The 16593-nt window shown below is 62.1% G+C and carries 20 protein-coding genes; 11 read left to right on the top strand and 9 right to left on the bottom strand.

The genetic code is table 11. The annotated features are described in order from the left end of the window. The first annotated feature begins 45 nt into the window (after window positions 1-45). The 3 genes from ACX2DJ_RS11995 to ACX2DJ_RS11985 all read left to right on the top strand — a co-directional run bounded on the left by ACX2DJ_RS11995 (window position 46) and on the right by ACX2DJ_RS11985 (window position 2448). A complete protein-coding gene (locus ACX2DJ_RS11995; protein ID WP_462572898.1) occupies window positions 46-645 on the top strand; it encodes a TetR/AcrR family transcriptional regulator in 600 nt (199 codons plus the stop codon). 61 nt (window positions 646-706) lie between these two features. Beyond that, window positions 707-1462, top strand: a complete 756-nt coding sequence (gene gloB / locus ACX2DJ_RS11990; protein ID WP_462572896.1) for a hydroxyacylglutathione hydrolase — start codon at window positions 707-709, stop codon at window positions 1460-1462. A 5-nt stretch (window positions 1463-1467) separates the two neighbouring features. After that, a complete protein-coding gene (locus tag ACX2DJ_RS11985; RefSeq protein ID WP_462572894.1) occupies window positions 1468-2448 on the top strand; it encodes an NADPH:quinone oxidoreductase family protein in 981 nt (326 codons plus the stop codon). Here ACX2DJ_RS11985 and ACX2DJ_RS11980 read toward each other — a convergent pair. The 9 genes from ACX2DJ_RS11980 to ACX2DJ_RS11940 all read right to left on the bottom strand — a co-directional run bounded on the left by ACX2DJ_RS11980 (window position 2445) and on the right by ACX2DJ_RS11940 (window position 9741). Further along, on the bottom strand, window positions 2445-3005 hold the full coding sequence (locus tag ACX2DJ_RS11980; RefSeq protein ID WP_462572892.1) for a PepSY domain-containing protein: 561 nt from the start codon (window positions 3003-3005) through the stop codon (window positions 2445-2447). The genes ACX2DJ_RS11985 and ACX2DJ_RS11980 overlap by 4 nt on opposite strands. A gap of 165 nt (window positions 3006-3170) precedes the next feature. Then, the gene (locus ACX2DJ_RS11975; RefSeq protein ID WP_462572891.1) at window positions 3171-3704 is read right to left on the bottom strand and encodes a F0F1 ATP synthase subunit B family protein; all 534 of its coding nucleotides are present in this window, start codon (window positions 3702-3704) and stop codon (window positions 3171-3173) included. Then, entirely contained in the window at window positions 3697-4191 is a 495-nt protein-coding gene (locus tag ACX2DJ_RS11970) for a F0F1 ATP synthase subunit B family protein (RefSeq protein ID WP_462572890.1), read from the bottom strand. The genes ACX2DJ_RS11975 and ACX2DJ_RS11970 overlap by 8 nt, the downstream gene beginning before the upstream one ends. Before the next feature lie 78 nt (window positions 4192-4269). Continuing rightward, window positions 4270-4497, bottom strand: coding sequence for a F0F1 ATP synthase subunit C (locus tag ACX2DJ_RS11965; protein WP_027442220.1), 228 nt, complete (start codon window positions 4495-4497; stop codon window positions 4270-4272). A gap of 46 nt (window positions 4498-4543) precedes the next feature. Then, on the bottom strand, window positions 4544-5302 hold the full coding sequence (locus ACX2DJ_RS11960; protein ID WP_462573086.1) for a F0F1 ATP synthase subunit A: 759 nt from the start codon (window positions 5300-5302) through the stop codon (window positions 4544-4546). Between the two features lie 68 nt (window positions 5303-5370). Next, window positions 5371-5706, bottom strand: a complete 336-nt coding sequence (locus tag ACX2DJ_RS11955) for an AtpZ/AtpI family protein (protein WP_462572888.1) — start codon at window positions 5704-5706, stop codon at window positions 5371-5373. 142 nt (window positions 5707-5848) lie between these two features. Beyond that, window positions 5849-6238, bottom strand: a complete 390-nt coding sequence (locus ACX2DJ_RS11950) for a YdbL family probable chaperone protein (protein WP_462572887.1) — start codon at window positions 6236-6238, stop codon at window positions 5849-5851. 15 nt (window positions 6239-6253) lie between these two features. Then, entirely contained in the window at window positions 6254-6511 is a 258-nt protein-coding gene (locus ACX2DJ_RS11945; RefSeq protein WP_462572886.1) for a YnbE family lipoprotein, read from the bottom strand. Further along, window positions 6508-9741 (bottom strand): intermembrane phospholipid transport protein YdbH family protein, encoded by a 3234-nt coding sequence (locus ACX2DJ_RS11940; RefSeq protein WP_462572884.1) that lies wholly within the window; start codon window positions 9739-9741, stop codon window positions 6508-6510. The genes ACX2DJ_RS11945 and ACX2DJ_RS11940 overlap by 4 nt, the downstream gene beginning before the upstream one ends. A gap of 71 nt (window positions 9742-9812) precedes the next feature. On the opposite strand from ACX2DJ_RS11940, the gene radC reads away from it, so the two are divergent. From radC to accD, 8 genes are all read left to right on the top strand, one after another. After that, the gene (radC, locus tag ACX2DJ_RS11935; protein ID WP_462572882.1) at window positions 9813-10526 is read left to right on the top strand and encodes a RadC family protein; all 714 of its coding nucleotides are present in this window, start codon (window positions 9813-9815) and stop codon (window positions 10524-10526) included. A gap of 116 nt (window positions 10527-10642) precedes the next feature. After that, window positions 10643-11956 (top strand): adenylosuccinate lyase, encoded by a 1314-nt coding sequence (purB, locus tag ACX2DJ_RS11930; protein ID WP_462572881.1) that lies wholly within the window; start codon window positions 10643-10645, stop codon window positions 11954-11956. Window positions 11957-12035: 79 nt separating this feature from the next. Then, window positions 12036-12368 carry a LapA family protein gene (locus tag ACX2DJ_RS11925; RefSeq protein WP_462572879.1) on the top strand — a complete coding sequence of 111 codons (333 nt, stop codon included), beginning with the start codon at window positions 12036-12038 and terminating at the stop codon, window positions 12366-12368. Then, the gene (gene pyrF, locus ACX2DJ_RS11920) at window positions 12368-13042 is read left to right on the top strand and encodes an orotidine-5'-phosphate decarboxylase (RefSeq protein WP_462572878.1); all 675 of its coding nucleotides are present in this window, start codon (window positions 12368-12370) and stop codon (window positions 13040-13042) included. The genes ACX2DJ_RS11925 and pyrF overlap by 1 nt, the downstream gene beginning before the upstream one ends. An 8-nt stretch (window positions 13043-13050) precedes the next feature. Next, window positions 13051-13683: a phosphoribosylanthranilate isomerase gene (locus ACX2DJ_RS11915; RefSeq protein WP_462572876.1), complete on the top strand. Its 633-nt coding sequence runs from the start codon at window positions 13051-13053 to the stop codon at window positions 13681-13683. Next, window positions 13680-14894, top strand: a complete 1215-nt coding sequence (trpB, locus tag ACX2DJ_RS11910) for a tryptophan synthase subunit beta (protein WP_462572875.1) — start codon at window positions 13680-13682, stop codon at window positions 14892-14894. Before ACX2DJ_RS11915 ends, trpB begins: the two co-directional genes overlap by 4 nt. Then, a complete protein-coding gene (trpA, locus tag ACX2DJ_RS11905; protein ID WP_462572874.1) occupies window positions 14891-15685 on the top strand; it encodes a tryptophan synthase subunit alpha in 795 nt (264 codons plus the stop codon). The genes trpB and trpA overlap by 4 nt, the downstream gene beginning before the upstream one ends. Further along, on the top strand, window positions 15682-16530 hold the full coding sequence (accD, locus tag ACX2DJ_RS11900; protein WP_462572873.1) for an acetyl-CoA carboxylase, carboxyltransferase subunit beta: 849 nt from the start codon (window positions 15682-15684) through the stop codon (window positions 16528-16530). The genes trpA and accD overlap by 4 nt, the downstream gene beginning before the upstream one ends. The last annotated feature ends 63 nt before the right edge of the window (window positions 16531-16593 follow it).

Below are 16593 nucleotides of genomic sequence, written 5' to 3'. Positions count from 1 at the left end.
ATAAACTTGATTGACAGTGTCAATCTTCCAGGAAAAGGCGCAAGCATGGCGAGAGTGGGTTCTAGCGGCCAACGAAAAGGTGACGCAGCGGAAAAGCTGCTAATTGCTGCCCGCAAATTGCTGGACGCAAAAGGCGCCGATCATGTCACCATCCGGGAGACCGCGCGCCAGGCGGGCGTCTCCCACGCTGCGCCTGCCAATCACTTCGCGGATCGCCGGGCCCTGCTTACTGCGCTCGCGGTTCAGGACTTTGACGATCTGGCCGAGCAGGTAGAAACGGCGACCTCCCGGCTACCGCCGGCCACCCCGGCACGTGCGCGTACCATGGCGGATGCGGTGCTGAAATTTGCGTTGCACAATCCCCACCGTTATCGCTTGCTGTGGCGCGCTGACCAGCTTGACCTTGCAAATCCGCAACTGGAAGACGCCATGGAGCGCCTCTATGCAAACTTGCTCGCGACCACGGGTGACGAGGCTCGCCTAGAAGTCCCGGCCAGCACCAGTCGCTCGCTGGCATTGTGGTGCCTGGTCCATGGCTATGTCAGCCTGACAATCGACAGTCTGCTAAGCCTGCAGGCGGACGAGACGTCCGGCGCCCCTCGACTTCATGCCATGGTCGACCTGTTGTTTGACGACAGGCTATAGCATCAACAGTTCGCCCGGTTCGGCCTTCCCTAGCGCGCCATTCGCTCCTACATTGCAGGACATGCTACAAATCCACCAATTCCCATGCCTGTCCGACAATTACGGATTCCTCATCCACGATCCCGCCAGCGGAGAGACCGCCGCCATCGACACGCCCGATGGCAAGGAGTATCTGCGCCAGGCCGATGCCAAGGGATGGAAGATCACGCAGATCTGGAACACCCATTGGCACCCCGATCACGCCGGCGGAAACAAGGATATCGTCGATGCCACCGGCGCCATGATTGTGGCGCCGGGCGAAGTCGAGAAAATCAGCTCGATCGATCGCGTGGTGAAGCACGGCGATTCCGTTGCGCTTGGCGATTTTACTGCCGACGTGATCGATGTATCGGGCCACACCAATGGCCACATTGCCTATCATTTCCCCCAGGCGGGCGTAGCCTTTGTGGGTGACAGCGTGTTCGCGCTGGGTTGCGGGCGAATGTTCGAAGGCGAACCGAAGCAATTCTGGTCAAGCCTTGAGCGGATCAAGGCCCTGCCGCCTGAAACGACGCTCTATTGCGCGCACGAGTATACCGCGGCGAACGCACGCTTCGCGCTGCACGCCGATCCGGGCAATGCCGCCCTGCAGGATTATTGTGCAGAGATTGATGCCAAGCGGGCCAAGGGCGAATGGACCGTACCGACGGACCTCGCCCGAGAGTTGGCGACCAATCCGTTTCTGCGGGCTGACGATCCGGAAATGCAGGCGAAATGGGGCGGCAGCGCACCGCATGAAACCTTTGCCGCGCTTCGCAGTGCGAAAGATAATTTCTAGCCGCCATGCAGGCGCTGCGCGTCGAAAAGCTGGCTGACGACCTGTCCGGCGTCACGCTGGCTGACATTCCCGAGCCCGAGCGATGCCCTGGCGAGGTACTGGTGCGTGTGCGCGCGGCCTCACTCAATTTCCCTGACCTGCTGATGACGCAGGGCAAATACCAGTTCATACCCGATGTGCCCTTCACCAGCGGAATGGAGCTGGCGGGCGAAGTGATGGAGGCCGATGCCGATAGCCGGTTCAAGCCGGGTGACCGGGTGATCGGCGGCAACAAGACTGGTGCCTTCGCCGAATTTGCCGTCATTCCAGAACGCGGCCTGCACCCCCTCCCTGCGGGAATCGGCTTTGCAGATGGAGCGTCAATGGGCGCGGCCTATTCCACTGCCTATACCGGGCTGGTCGAGCTTTGCGGGCTCAAGCCCGGGCAATGGGTGCTGGTAACGGGCGCCAGCGGCGGGGTGGGCCTGGCGGCGGTCGATCTGGCGCAAGCTTTGGGTGCAAAAGTGATCGCGGCTACCGGAGTTGAAGCGAAGCGCGCGCGAATCGCCGCGCGCTATGCGCCCGAAGCGGTCATTCTGAGCGAAGGCCGTTTCCGCGAACAGGTGAACGAGATCACCGCAGGCCACTTGTGCGATGTGGTTTTCGACCCCGTTGGCGGCGATGTGTTCGACGAATTGACCCGCTGCGTCACCTTCGGCGGCAAGCTGGTGGTGGTCGGCTTTACCAGCGGCCGGATCGCCGAGATTGCCACCAACATCCCGCTGATCAAGGGGTTCTCGATCATCGGCTTGCGAGCGGGCGAATATGCCCGGCGTTTTCCAGAGCGCGGTGCCGCCATCAGCGCAGCCATTGCCGAACTGGCGTCTCAAGGGCGCATCAAACCCGCGATTGACCGCACACTGCCGCTTTCGCGCTGGCGCGACGGCTTCGAGGCGATGGCGGGGCGCGAACTGATCGGCAAGGTGGTGTTCGAGCCGGGCGCCTAGCCCAGCAGCACGAAACCCACGAATACCGACAGGCCTGCCACGCCGCTGCCGATAGTGAGCTTCCGTAGCGGTTTCGCCTGAAGCCCCATCACTACCCCGCTCAGCACAAGCAGAAAAAGCGTAACGGCCAGCAGCGTCGCGTAGAGCTTGAACACCGTGCTGCCCTTAGCCTTGTGCAACTGCACCAGCCAGCGGTGAAACGTGGCTTCCTTGACCGTAACTTCGGCGACCATCGGATCATCGGAGGCCGCTACGCTCACTTCGCTGCGTGCGCCCGTCCAGGCAAGGGTCTGCCCTGCTCCCTCGCCGCTCAAGCTGATCCTACCGCTCGGTTCAGGCAAGCCGTTGGCTGCCAGTGCAGCAATGGCTGCGTCGCGCAAGTCCGCATCGCTCTGCTGGGCATAGGGCTGCGATAATTGGGTCAGCTCGGTGCGCTCACGCCATTCGCCCTTATTGCCCCAGGTATAAAGCGCGCCGGTGGTAAGAAACATCAGCATCGCCGGGAACATGAAGGCTGCGAAAGCAAGGTGAAGCTTGGTCAGAATGGTGCGGTTCACGAAGAGAGAATCCTGTTAGATATTATTTGCGAATACTTCGCATTAGCATTCAAAGCCTCCACGCCAAGGCCTTTATGTGGCGGCTCCCGATTGACCGGGGTCCAGGAGCCCCGGCAAAGAAAAGGCGGCCATTGGCCGCCCGTCCCTGGTGGAATTGTTGGTCGATCAGATCGAAGCGATGACCTCGTCGGCCAGCTTCTTGTCTGCATCCGCGCCGTGGTATTCGGCAATCAGTTTGCGCGCGGCAGTGGTTGCGGCAGTGACGGCAGCGGCCTTGACCTGTTCGATTGCCTCACGCTCGGCGGCCGAAATCTTGTCCTCCGCCATGCGCTTGCGCCGTTCCACCATAAGCTTGCTGTCAGCTTCTGCCTTTTCGAGTATCGCATCGGCGTCACGCTGGGCATTGGCCATCATGGCATCTGCATGCTTTTCCGCATCAGCCATCTTGGCGGCGTATTCATCGCGCAAGGCCTCAGCCTCGGCGCGCAGCGCCTTGGCTTCGTCAAGCTGGTCCCTGATCGCCTGGATCCTGGCGTCGAGCCCACCGGTGATAAGCCCTGGGACCTTCTTCCAGATGAAGATGCCCACCAGGATGAGCATCGAGAGCGAAACCCACTGGTAATCCTGCAGGCCCAACGCCACCGGCCCGGCATGCCCCTCTTCGGCGGCGCCGACGAGGATCAAGAGAATATCAGCCATTGGCCAAGGCCTCCTTCACAGCCGCATTGGCTGCGGCAGCATCAACAGATGCACCAGCCAACCGGGCGACGATGTCTTGCGCCGCTTCGGCAGCGACGGTCGCAACTTCCGTCATTGCGGCGCTGCGCGCCTGAGCGACCCGCTGTTCCGCTTCCGCCAGCTTGTTGTCCAACCGCTTCTGGGCGGCGGCCACTTTCTTTTCGGTCTTGGCCGAGCCATCAGACTTGGCCTTGGCAATTACCGCCTGCGCCCTGGCATGATTATCCAATTCGCGCTTGCGCCATGCCTCTTCGCGCTCATCTGCTGCATCCCGCGCAGCCTGGGCTGCAGCGAGATCGTCAGCGATCTGCTTGTCACGCAGCGCCACGGTGTCCATCACCTTGGGCACCATACCGCGCCCGATGACGAAAAAGGTGAAGCCGAAGAAAATCAGCAGCCAGAAGACCTGGCTGGCATATGTATCGGCAAGCTGCGCAATTTGAGGCATGTGTCGGGTCCGAAAATCAGTCGACTGGAATATCCCACAGCCGACCGGCATGAACCGGTCGGCCGTTGGAAACCGTCGTTAGGCGACGAAGATCAGGATCATCGCGACGACGAAGGCCAGCAGGCCCAGAAGTTCCGCCGCAGCGAAGCCGATGAACAGGCGGCCCTGCTGGCCATCTGCCGCACCCGGATTGCGGAGCGCCGACTCAAGGAATGAGCCGAACACGTTACCCACACCGATGGCGGCCATGCCGGCACCGATTGCTGCGAGGCCAGCACCGACGAGCTTGGCTGCTTCTGCTTCCATTTGAAAAACTCCTTTGGGTAGAAACTGTCGTTTGGTTGAATGAAACTTAGTGAAGATTCTCTGCGTCGTTAATATAAAGCGACGTCAGAAGAGCAAAAACATAGGCCTGGATACCGGCAACGAGAATCTCGAGCGCGCTGATTGCAACCATCAGCACCAGGCTTGGCACGCCGACAAACCCACCAAAAACGGCGCCCGCGTTGACGCTACCGATCACGAAACTTGCGAGAACCTTGAGCAATACGTGCCCGGCCATCATCGCCACGAACAGACGCAGACCGAGACTGAAGGGCCGCACCATAAACGAAATCAGCTCGATCACCGGGATCAGCCAGATCAGCCACAGCGGCGTGCCATGCGGCACAAACAGGCTGAAGAAATGCAGGCCATGTTTCCAGAAGCCAACAATCAGCACGATCGCAAAACTCAGGATCGCGAGCACGCCGGTGACGGTGAAATGGCTGGTAAAAGTGAAAGGATGCAGTCCGAAAATCCCGATCGGCATCAGGCCGAGCAGGTTGGCGAACAGAATGAACATGAACAGGCTGAAGATATAGGGCACATATTTGCGCCCTTGCTTGCCGACATTCGCCTCCAGCATATCGTCAATGAAGCCGGTGAAGCTCTCCACCGCCATCTGCCAGCGGCCGGGCACCAGCTGGCGCTTCATGCCGCCTGCCACGAACGCCCAGAGCAGCACTGTGGTGATCAGCATCCACAGCGCCGAATTGGTGAAAGCGATGTTGTATCCGGCCACTTCCCATCCGCTCGTGCCGAACATCGGCTCGATGGCGAATTGCTTCATCGGATCGACCTTGCCCTCTGCGGCTGCCACGATCGTTGTTTCCCTAACGCCTGTTTTCCGACCCGCCGCTATTGATCCTTACCGGGATCGTCAGGGCGCGTGTTCGCTGCACGAATTATGTTCCTGAAGGCAACGATGATCCCAAGGAACAGCATTACCAACAGACCCCAGGGCGCTGTCCCGGCGAAGCGATCGATCGCCCAACCGATGACAAGGCCTCCGAAAATCCCACCAAGCAGATCCGCTAGTACCCGGTTGCCGCTGCGATAGTTCGCGTCAGCACCTTTTACCTGCGGCCGGTTGCGCTTTTCTTCACGCTCGCGTGCGGCCTTAAGCCGCGCTTCGAGCGCGTCGATACGCGCATCTTCAGCGATGGGTTCCCGTGCGGGTTTCTCGTCGCTCATGCCAGCCTCCGATTATTGGAACGCACAGCACGGGCAGAGGTGCCCGCCGAGGGCGCCGCCCCCTTAGGCGGGGGGCATGGGCGAGTCAACCGGTGGAAGGGGGTTCTTGAGTGCGAATTGACCGGGCAGCTTGGCCCGCCGCTCAGGGGCAACGAGCGTCACGCTGCGGCGGGGCATCGGTGCGGGTCTGCCACACGCCGCCCGGTGCCTGGTACTTTTCCCCCGGCACGGTCTTCATGATCAGCTGACATCCGGTGGAAAAGGCGTATTCTTCCAGCGTCACATTGTTCTCTTGCGCCCTCTCGGAATAGACAGCGCGGCGCTTGATATTGATGTCACTGACCAGCCGGCGGAGTTCGGGCGTTTCCGCCACGACGATGCCGAGATAGCCGTCCATTTTCTCACCGATCTGGCCCGAGGAACGCGCTTCGGCATAGGCCGGATCACGCTGTGCCTGAACCGGCGCGGCAGCCACGCCCAGCGTCAGCGCGGCCAGCACGCCCGAAATGGCTATATTGCGCAACCTGTTCATCCTGTTTGCCTTCCTTCAGAAGATATCTGCATTCTCTTCGATCGTCTCGGCCGCATCTTCGGCGAGCATATAAACCACTTCCTGCCGGATATTTATGTTCAGCTCGATCACGATCGGCTTGTCAGGCGTCTCAACGTTGATGCACCCTCCGATCATCGCGACTGGTGCCAGCAGTGCTCCGGCCTTGAGCCACGCCCATTGATGATGCCTTGCCCCGCACATGGGCACGGTTGTGGCATCGCCTTCAAATGCGGTCAATTTCGCATGTGTCATCGCATGCTCTCGCTTTCTTCTGTCTGAATGGGCTGTTTTTCACCGGAAAGCTCCGGCGTGTCTGAAGCTGCATCGGATTCGTCCGTCTTCTTTGCATCCTGCGGGCGCACCAGACGGCCGCCAGCCACGTCGAGCAACCCCAGGTCGCGCGGATCGCGTATGAAGGCGGGATCATAGGTTGCCTTGAGGCTGGTGATCAGCTGATAGAACGGCGCGCGGATATTGACGCGGAATCGGATCGGAAGCTTGGCAATCCGGCGGGTAATGAAGTTCTGGTTCGCACCCTGCCCCTGCCTGACGCCGTCAAAATTCACCTGCGTCACGATCTCGCCCGTCAGCGGGCCGTTCATTTCCACCATCATCTGGTTGAAATCGAGCGAGCGCAGCGACTGGAAGGCGAAATTGGCGATTGCGCCAGTGTCTTTATAGGTCAGTTCGCCAATGTACGACAGATTGCCGCCTGGTGGCCGCGAGATCAGCAAGCCGTTCACGATTTCGCCATTGCCCATCTCGTCAAACACCAGCGGCACGGTGCCGTCGAAAATACCGGTCGCATTGAGATTGCCCATCTCCATCGCGGCCATGAATTGCGCCGCGTCGGCGCCGACGATCTCGATCACATAGCTGCGCCGCTCGGCCGCAGCGAGGTTGAGCTCGATCGGGCGCAAGATCATCGTACCGCCGAAGAATGGCCAGCGCCCGCCGCGAACCGAAACGAAGGTCGTATCGCGCACAGCGAAATCGAGCACCCCGTCGAACACTTCGACACCGGGGTTGATCGCGCCGATGTTGAGCCGCTGAGGCCCGGCAGTGGTGAGGTTGAGCAGATCGCTGAATTCAACCGTGCCCGAAACGCTCTCAACCGGGCCGAAAGCCGCAGCGAAATCGAAATCCCTGGTTGAGAAAGTGCCATTGCTGGTAACCCCGTCCGCGTTCCAGTCGATCCTGCCATCGCCCGCAATTGTCCCATCCGCCAGCGCGATGACGCCATCGGCCAAAATGGTCAGCTCGCTTGGTTGCAGCCGCTTGTCGAACACCAGGCCGGGCACGGAAAGGTCGGCATGGCCGGTACCGCTGGCAAGATCATGGCGCAATGTGACATCGGTGACCTCGCGGCTGCTGCCAGGGTGTTCAAGCCTGGCCTGCGCCGCAATCATATCATCGCGCAGGGTGAGCAAGGTACCGCGACCGCGCAGCGGGTAGAAACGTGGCTCAGCCTGCCGATCGCTCAGCGTGAAACTTGCTTCAGCCAGCGTCAGCACGCCGCCCTCATAGCGCCACTCGCCCGCACCATTCGAGAGGTCGAGCGGTACCGCTGCCAGCTTTCCCGAAACGCCGCTGAAGGTGCCTGCCATGCCGCCTGCCGATGATGATCGGATTTCGTCCGCAAGAAGTTCGCTGCGCGAATCCCCCTCTCCCAGAGTCGCGGCAATCTTGCGCGCCATAAGCCCTTCTGCAGAGGTAAATTCCAGCTCGCCCACGCCAATCGAGAGCGCACTTTCGCCGAGCTGCCCTTGCAGCGCCAGCCCTTCGGTTCGCGCGGAAATCAGGGTGCTTTTCCCCGTGGCCCGCACGATCGCGCCACCGGCAGCTGGGCAAAATCCGACGTTCTGCCGCTCGAGCGTGAGGTCAGAAAGCGCAAGCTTGCCGATCGTCACCTGCGCGCACCGCTGCCATAGCGCCAATTGCCCGGCATGCGACAGCTGGCCGGTTACCGGCACTACCACCCCCTCGGCAAAGCCGCCCGGTATGGCACCGCTGGCAGCGAGGAGGCCGTCGATTTTCCAGTCGCCTGCTGCGTTCTGCGCCAGGTTGAGGCGCGGCAGGGCGAGGCTGCTGGAGCCGCTGCGATAGGGCTCCATCCGCAGGCGCAGGGTAGTGCCGCTACTTTCGCCCGCTTCCATCCGCCCGTGAATCTGTGGCAAGCCTTCGCCGCCGGTGGCGAAATTGCCCGCCAGGCGCGGCGCGGCGTCCCCGCGCGAGCTGTATTGCAATTGAGAGGCGGCCAGCAAGCTGTCGCCACGCGAATCGCGCAGACGCGCTGTTGGCGCCACAATGGTGAAGCCGTCATTTGACTGGCGGTAAGTCAGCTCGCTGGTGAACTTGCTACCCGGCAAAGCCGCGCCCAGCCGCCGCGCGAATTGATCCAGCAACGGCTCCGCTAGCGTTCCTGCGCTGGCCTTACGCCAATCTTTGAGCGACGCCTCGAAGCCCGCACCAAGCCGCGGGTCGTTCGCATCGATGGCTGCGTCGATCTCGAGTCGCCCATCCTTCGCCCGCATTCGCGCGGCGCCGCGTGCTTGAAGCCCGGCAAGAGATAGTGTGGGCGACGAAACCCTGCCCGCGTCGAGCCGATAGCGCGCATTGGCAAGCCCGTCGCGCCAGTCGAGATCGGCTGAGCCCTTGATTCCGGGGCTGCGCAGGTCCGCAGCCTGAATGGCTCCGCTATTCAGCGCAAGCTTGGCCGCAAGGCCCGCAAGGTCGCGGTCACCGGTCAGTTCCAGCGCGATTTCGATCTGGTCGACAATGGTTTGGTTATCGGAACAGGCGACCCTTTCCACTTGCAAGGGCCCATTCAAGCGCGGCTGCCCCCGCGCCACGGAGATTCGCCCGGCCAGGCGTGCATTGGCAATCTCGCAGCCGCCCAATTCAAGCTTCGGGCCTGCTGCTGCCAGGATGCCGCTGAATCCGTGGTTGAGCCGCCCCTCCCCTTCGGCCTTGGCGCCGATCACGCCATGATCGGTGAAGATTCGCGCCCGTCCGTCAACAATTCCCAGGCGCCAGCCAGGCAAGCTGACCGGCTCTTCGCTTTCGATCTCGAGCAGCTGATCAAGCGCGCCAAGGCTCAGCCGCCCATCCTTGTAGCTTGCGCGCAGCCGTGGGCGGATCAGCGTAATCGAGCCAACCCTCGGACCGGTAAAGCCAACGACGGGCACCACCTCTACCCGTTCGATCGACAGGTCGGGCCGGGCCGGGTCGCCAATGGAGAAATTACGCAGCACCTGCCGCGTTGGGCCGATCGAATCGATCTCGTAGCTCGCATCGATGCCCAGGCGTTCGAGCTCGGATTCAACCAGATTGCCGACAATAGTCTCGCGCGAGTTCCATGTCAGTATGCTTGAGACCACCAGCAGGAAGATCAACACGAGCAGGAACTGCCAACGGCGGCGGCGCGGCCAGTAGCGCCGCGATCTGGCTGTGTTCTCCGGGATTTCTTCGGCATCCGCCATTGGTGCGCACTCTTGCGCCTTTCGCGATGCGAAGGCAATGCTGTGATCAATGGGTCGTAGCGGGGGCAATCTTGCCGCAAGCTGAAGAAACTGCTGGCAAACAATCAGGGCAAAGGCATTCGGGCCTGGGCCATCGCGCCCGCTTGCGCGAAAGGCTGATCGGCGGCGGGACAGAGGCGCTGGCCGATTACGAACTGCTCGAATATCTCCTCTTTGCCGCCATTCGGCAGGGTGACACCAAGCCAGTGGCCAAGGCCTTGCTAAAGCGATTCGGATCATTGGCCGGCGTGCTCAATGCCGATCCCGCCGCGCTGCAACAGGTAGAAGGAATCGGCGAAACCAGCGCCGCCGCGCTCAAGAGCGTGGCGGTGGCGGCGCGGCGCATGGCGCGCAGCGAAGTGCAGGGCAAGCCGGTGCTGGGTAGCTGGCAGTCATTGCTCGATTACCTCGCGATCGACATGGCGCACCTTACCGTCGAGCGTGTGCGCGTGCTCTATCTTGATGCGCGCAACCGGCTGGTCGACGATCATCATGTCGGAGATGGCTCGTTCGACGAAGCCGCGATCCACCCGCGCGAGGTGATCCGCCGGGCGATGGACCTGGGTGCCAGCGCGCTGATCCTGGTGCACAATCATCCCAGCGGCAGCCCCGAGCCGAGCCGCGCCGATATCCAGATCACCGCCCGCATCGCCGAGGCGGGGCGGCTGCTGGGCATCACCGTGCACGATCACGTGATCATCGGGCGCGAAGGCCATGTGTCGCTGAGATCAAAAGGGCTGATCTAGAGCAGTTTCCGCGCGAGACGGGGAAATTGCCATGGTGCCGGGCGCGCAACCCTTGCATTGCAGCGCCACTCGGCATAGCCGCCGCCCCAGTTCAGATTGCCACGCCGGAGTTTTCGATGGTCCCCCGCTACGCCCGCCCCGCCATGACTGCGATCTGGGAACCAGAGGCGCGCTATCGCATCTGGTTCGAGATCGAGGCGCACGCCACCCAGAAGCTTGCCGAGCTGGGGGTTGTGCCGGAAAGCGCGGCCAGGGCATTGTGGGACTGGTGGGCAACCAATCCCGCCATCGATGTTGCCGCGATCGACGCCAAGGAAGCCGTGCTCAAGCATGATGTGATCGCCTTCCTCGATTGGGTGGCTGAGCAGGTCGGGCCCGAAGCGCGCTTCATGCACCAGGGCATGACTTCGAGCGATGTGCTCGACACGACGCTGGCGGTTCAGCTCAGCCGTGCGAGCGATATCCTGCTTGATGACATGGACGCGCTGCTCGCCGCGATCCGCCGACGTGCCGAGGAGCATAAATATACCCCCACGATCGGGCGCAGCCACGGCATCCATGCCGAACCGACCACATTCGGGCTCAAGCTGGCGCAGGCCTATGCCGAGTTTGACCGCTGCCGCACGCGGCTGGCGAATGCGCGCACCGAAATCGCCACCTGCGCCATTTCAGGTGCGGTTGGCACCTTCGCCAATATCGATCCGCAGGTGGAGGAATATGTCGCAGCGCAGCTTGGCCTTGCTGCAGAACCGGTTTCGACCCAGGTTATCCCGCGTGATCGCCACGCGATGTATTTCTCGACGCTGGCTGTTATCGCCAGCTCGATCGAACGGCTCGCGGTCGAAATCCGCCACCTGCAACGCACCGAAGTACTGGAGGCGGAGGAATATTTTTCGCCCGGCCAGAAGGGCTCAAGCGCGATGCCGCACAAGCGCAACCCGATCCTGACCGAAAACCTCACCGGTCAGGCCCGCATGATCCGCAGCTATGCCCTGCCCGCACTGGAGAATGTCGCTCTGTGGCACGAGCGCGATATCTCGCACTCTTCGGTCGAGCGCTTCATCGGTCCGGACGCCACGATCACGCTTGATTTCGCGCTCGCGCGGCTCACCGGCGTGGTCGACAAGCTGCTGGTTTACCCAGAACGGATGCAGAAGAATCTCGACCGGATGGGGGGCCTTGTCCATTCCCAGCGAGTCATGCTTGCGCTCACGCAGGCCGGCCTAACGCGCGACAACGCCTATCGCCTGGTTCAGCGCAACGCGATGAAGGTGTGGGAATCGGACGGTTCATTATCGCTGCTTGAACTGCTCAAGGCCGATGCGGAAGTAACCGCGGCGATGAGCGGCACAGAACTCGAGGAGAAGTTCAACCTGGACTACCACTTCAAGCATGTCGACACGGTTTTCGAGCGGGTGTTTGGTGGCTGACTGCTTGGCAGAAGCGCTGCCTAGACTCTGCCGAGAAAAGCCTTAGGCTCATCCATGAGCGCTTGCAGGGAGAAGACTTATGCAGATTGTGCGCACGATAATCTGGGTGCTGATCCTGTTCGGATTGCTGGTGTTTTCCATCTTCAACTGGGACCCGGTCGAGGTGCGCCTGTGGAACAATCTGGTGCTGGAAACCAAGGTTCCGGTGCTGGTGATCGTGGCCTTCATACTGGGCCTGCTGCCGATGTGGCTCTATCACCGCACTTCGCGCTGGAATCTGCACCGGCGGATCAGCTCGCTTGAGAACGCCGTGCGGTCGAACGCACTGAGCACCCGCCACAATCCGCCGCCCACTGGCTCGGTGGCCGAAGCTGCACCTTCTGACGACACGTTGAAACCCGGCGACAACTGATGGGCAACCCGGTTTACCTCGCGCTTGACGTGCCGCAGATCGACGCGGCCAAGGATCTGGTTTCAAAGGTCAAGTCGCACATCGGCGGGGTCAAGCTGGGGCTGGAGTTCTTCTGCGCGCACGGGCACCACGGGGTGCATGAAATCGCACATCTGGGCCTTCCCATTTTCCTCGACCTCAAGCTGCATGACATTCCCAACACCGTGGCCGGCGCTATGCAGGCCATCCACGTACTGGAACCTGCGATCGTCACCGTCCATGCCGGCGGCGGGCGGGCGATGATGGAAGATGCCAAGGCCGCTGCTTCAAATGGCACCAAAGTGGTTGCCGTCACCATGCTCACCAGCCTTGATGAGCGCGATATGGCGCGCACGGGCATAGGCGGCAGCGCGCATGACCAGGTGCTGCGCCTGACAGAGCTGGCGCATGATGCCGGACTCGACGGGATTGTGTGTTCAGGCCACGAGCTGAAGGCCGTTCACAAGCAATGGAAGGACGGTTTCTTCGTCGTTCCGGGCTTGCGCCCGGGCGGGAAAGCGACGGGTGACCAGAAGCGCGTCGTCACCCCGCGCCAGGCCCGTGATGACGGGGCCAGCGTGCTGGTTATAGGGCGTCCGATCAGCCGCGCGGAAGATCCGCTTGCAGCTGCAAGGGCGATAGAGGCGACGCTTTAAGGCAAGGCATGGGCGTGAAAATCAAGATCTGCGGGCTTTCGACCCCCGAGACGGTGGAAGCTGCCATCGCAGCGGGCGCAACGCATATCGGGCTCAATCTCTATGAGCCAAGCCCACGCTATGTCCCGCTCGGGAAGGCTGCGGAGCTGTGCGAGCTGGCGCGAGGGCGAATCAAGGTGGTGATGCTGCTGGTTAACGCCGATCCTGAATTCACCGCACGCGCCATTACCACCGTTAATCCCGATATTGTCCAGTTTCATGGCAACGAAACTCCCGAATGGTGCGGGCTCGTGCGCGACAGGAGCGGGCTTGAAGTGTGGAAAGCGCTTGGCATGAAGGACGCCGGTACGCTGGAGCGCAGCATGAAGTTCTTCGGCAAGGTTGACCGCCTGCTGTTCGATGCCCCGGCCAAAGCCATGCCTGGCGGCACCGGTGAGACATTCTCGTGGGACCTGCTCAAGGGACACCGGCACACGATCGACTGGGCGCTGGCAGGCGGACTGACACCGGAAAATGTCACCGATGCCATCCGCCAGACTGGTGCGCCGCTGGTCGATACGTCCTCTGGCGTTGAGACCGCGCCCGGCATCAAGGATGTGGACTTGATCCACGCCTTCTGCAAAGCGGCGCAGTTGATATGACTGACATCAAGAATTCCTTCCGTAACCAGCCGGATGAGCGCGGCCATTTCGGCCAGTTTGGCGGGCGTTTTGTCGCCGAAACGCTGATGCCGCTGGTGCTCGATCTGGAGCGGGAATATCGCGCGGCACAGGCCGATCCCGCGTTCCAGGCCGAGTTCGACGATTTGCTCGAACATTACGTCGGCCGCCCCTCGCCGCTCTATTTCGCGCCGCGCCTGACCGAAGCGCTCGGCGGCGCGCAAGTCTGGTTCAAGCGCGACGAGCTCAACCACACCGGCGCGCACAAGATCAACAATTGCATCGGGCAGATCCTGCTCGCCATGCGCATGGGCAAGACGCGCATCATCGCGGAAACCGGCGCGGGCCAGCACGGGGTGGCCACCGCCACGGTCTGCGCGCGCTTCGGCCTGCCCTGCGTGATCTACATGGGCGCAACCGACGTGGCGCGACAGGCGCCCAATGTGTTCCGCATGAAATTGCTGGGCGCAGAAGTGATTCCCGTTACCAGCGGCGCGGCGACGCTCAAAGACGCGATGAACGAGGGGCTGCGCGACTGGGTCGCCAACGTCCATGACACCTTCTACATCATCGGCACCGCCGCCGGCCCGCACCCCTACCCCGAGATGGTGCGTAATTTCCAGAGCGTGATCGGCAAGGAAGCGCGCGCGCAGATGCTCGACCGGGTGGGCCGCCTGCCCGATTTGCTGGTCGCGGCGATTGGCGGCGGCTCGAACGCATTGGGCCTGTTCCATCCGTTCCTTGATGATGCCGACGTGAAGATGCTGGGCGTCGAGGCGGCGGGCTATGGGCTTGACGGCGATCAGCACGCGGCATCGCTGCTGGGTGGATCGCCCGGTATCCTGCACGGCAACAAGACCTACCTGCTGCAGGACGAAGACGGCCAGATCACCGAAGGTCACTCGATAAGCGCGGGGCTCGACTATCCCGGCATCGGCCCGGAACACGCCTGGCTGAAGGAATCGGGCCGAGTGAAATACACCGCCGTCACCGATGACGAGGCGCTGGAAGCCTTCCAGCTGCTCTGCCGCACCGAGGGGATCATCCCTGCGCTCGAGCCGAGCCACGCCATTGCGGCGGTGACAAAGATCGCGAAGGAAATGCCCAAGGACGCGATCATCCTAGCGAACCTGTGCGGTCGCGGCGACAAGGATATCTTCACCGTGGCGGAGCGTCTGGGGGTGGAGCTTTGACCCGCCTCTCCTCAGCCTTCGCCAAACCCCACCCAGCGCTCGTCTGCTTCATCACTGCGGGCGATGGCGACACGGCGGCCAATCTCGACGCGCTGGTCGCGGGCGGCGCGGATGTGATCGAGCTGGGAATGCCGTTCACCGATCCCATGGCCGATGGCCCGGCGATCCAGGCGGCGAATTTACGCAGTCTCGCGAAGGGCACGACGACCGCTGACATTTTCGCCATCGCGACAGCTTTCCGCGCGCGTCACCCGGACACTCCGCTGGTGCTGATGGGCTATGCCAACCCGATGGTGAGGCGCGGGCCGGAATGGTTCGCCGCCGCAGCTGCCGAAGCGGGCGTTGACGGAGTGATCTGCGTGGATATCCCGCCCGAGGAAGATGATGCTTTGGGTCCGATGTTACGCGAATTTGGCATCGCTCCGATCCGCCTCGCCACCCCCACCACCGATGCCGCGCGCCTGCCGCAGGTGCTCGATGGTTCGGCGGGGTTCCTCTACTATGTCTCGGTCGCCGGGATCACCGGCAAGCAGCAGGCGGACATCGCCTCGATCGAAGCCAATGTTTCCCGCATCAAGCAATCGACCGACCTGCCCGTCGCGGTCGGCTTCGGCGTGCGCAATCCCGAGCAGGCAGCCGAGATCGCCAGGGTGGCCGATGGCGTGGTGGTCGGCTCCGCCTTTGTCGAATTGGTCGGCGAATATGGCAAAGATGCACCTGCCAAGCTAAGGGAGCTGACTTCGGCCCTCGCCAGCGCGGTCCACTCCGCCCGTCAGGAGCAACAGGCATGAACTGGTTCACACGCGTCCGCAAATCCTTCACCTTCGGTGCGAAGCGCACCAGCGACAAGGATTTGTGGGTCAAATGCCCTTCTTGTGCGGAAATGCTGTTCGAGCAGGAATACCAGGACAATCTGTGGGTCTGCCCGCGCTGCGATCATCATGGCCGCATCGGTGCGGATGCGCGGCTGGCGCTACTGCTTGACGATGGTTTTGAGATACTGCCTCAGCCTGAAGTCACCGAAGACCCGCTGAAATTCAAGGACAGCAAGAAATACACCGACCGGCTGAAGATTGCCCGCACGAACAATCCGTATGCCGATGCCTTCAGCGTGGGATCGGGCACGATTGGCGGGCGCGCGGCGATGGTGGGCGTGCAGGATTTCGGGTTCATGGGCGGATCGATGGGCATGGCGGTGGGCGCGGCCTTTGTAGCCGGAGCTCAAAAGGCACTTGATCGCAAATCCGCTTATGTAGTGGTGACCGCCGCAGGCGGCGCGCGCATGCAGGAAGGCATCCTGTCGCTGATGCAGATGCCCAAGGCGACCGTGATGACGCGCCGCCTGAAAGAGGCCGGCCTGCCTTATATTGTAGTGCTGACCGATCCGACGACCGGCGGCGTCACCGCCAGCTATGCCATGTTGGGCGATGTCCACATTGCCGAGCCCGGCGCATTGATCGGCTTTGCCGGCCAGCGCGTGATCCAGGATACGATCCGCGAGAAGTTGCCCGAGGGTTTCCAGCGCGCGGAATATCTGCACGAACACGGCATGGTCGACATGGTGGTGCACCGCGCGGACCTGAAGGAAACGCTCGCCACGCTGCTCGGCTATCTCCAGCCGCGCAAGGCGGCCTAAGGAGCTGTGTCATTGCGAGGAGTGAAGCGACGAAGCAATCCATGGAGCTGCGCCTGCCGCAAT

Source organism: Altererythrobacter chaiwopuensis, assembly GCF_054957755.1.
This window is presented reverse-complemented; position numbering and strand designations above follow the sequence as displayed.

Bases quoted from the DNA above. Each gene is read 5' to 3' on its own strand.
- ACX2DJ_RS11995 (WP_462572898.1), top strand. From the start codon at position 46: ATGGCGAGAGTGGGTTCTAGCGGCCAACGAAAAGGTGACGCAGCGGAA.
- gloB (WP_462572896.1), top strand. From the start codon at position 707: ATGCTACAAATCCACCAATTCCCATGCCTGTCCGACAATTACGGATTC.
- ACX2DJ_RS11985 (WP_462572894.1), top strand. From the start codon at position 1,468: ATGCAGGCGCTGCGCGTCGAAAAGCTGGCTGACGACCTGTCCGGCGTC.
- ACX2DJ_RS11975 (WP_462572891.1), bottom strand. From the start codon at position 3,704: ATGGCTGATATTCTCTTGATCCTCGTCGGCGCCGCCGAAGAGGGGCAT.
- ACX2DJ_RS11970 (WP_462572890.1), bottom strand. From the start codon at position 4,191: ATGCCTCAAATTGCGCAGCTTGCCGATACATATGCCAGCCAGGTCTTC.
- ACX2DJ_RS11965 (WP_027442220.1), bottom strand. From the start codon at position 4,497: ATGGAAGCAGAAGCAGCCAAGCTCGTCGGTGCTGGCCTCGCAGCAATC.
- ACX2DJ_RS11960 (WP_462573086.1), bottom strand. From the start codon at position 5,302: ATGAAGCAATTCGCCATCGAGCCGATGTTCGGCACGAGCGGATGGGAA.
- ACX2DJ_RS11955 (WP_462572888.1), bottom strand. From the start codon at position 5,706: ATGAGCGACGAGAAACCCGCACGGGAACCCATCGCTGAAGATGCGCGT.
- ACX2DJ_RS11950 (WP_462572887.1), bottom strand. From the start codon at position 6,238: ATGAACAGGTTGCGCAATATAGCCATTTCGGGCGTGCTGGCCGCGCTG.
- ACX2DJ_RS11945 (WP_462572886.1), bottom strand. From the start codon at position 6,511: ATGACACATGCGAAATTGACCGCATTTGAAGGCGATGCCACAACCGTG.
- ACX2DJ_RS11940 (WP_462572884.1), bottom strand. From the start codon at position 9,741: ATGGCGGATGCCGAAGAAATCCCGGAGAACACAGCCAGATCGCGGCGC.
- purB (WP_462572881.1), top strand. From the start codon at position 10,643: ATGGTCCCCCGCTACGCCCGCCCCGCCATGACTGCGATCTGGGAACCA.
- ACX2DJ_RS11925 (WP_462572879.1), top strand. From the start codon at position 12,036: ATGCAGATTGTGCGCACGATAATCTGGGTGCTGATCCTGTTCGGATTG.
- pyrF (WP_462572878.1), top strand. From the start codon at position 12,368: ATGGGCAACCCGGTTTACCTCGCGCTTGACGTGCCGCAGATCGACGCG.
- ACX2DJ_RS11915 (WP_462572876.1), top strand. From the start codon at position 13,051: ATGGGCGTGAAAATCAAGATCTGCGGGCTTTCGACCCCCGAGACGGTG.
- trpB (WP_462572875.1), top strand. From the start codon at position 13,680: ATGACTGACATCAAGAATTCCTTCCGTAACCAGCCGGATGAGCGCGGC.
- accD (WP_462572873.1), top strand. From the start codon at position 15,682: ATGAACTGGTTCACACGCGTCCGCAAATCCTTCACCTTCGGTGCGAAG.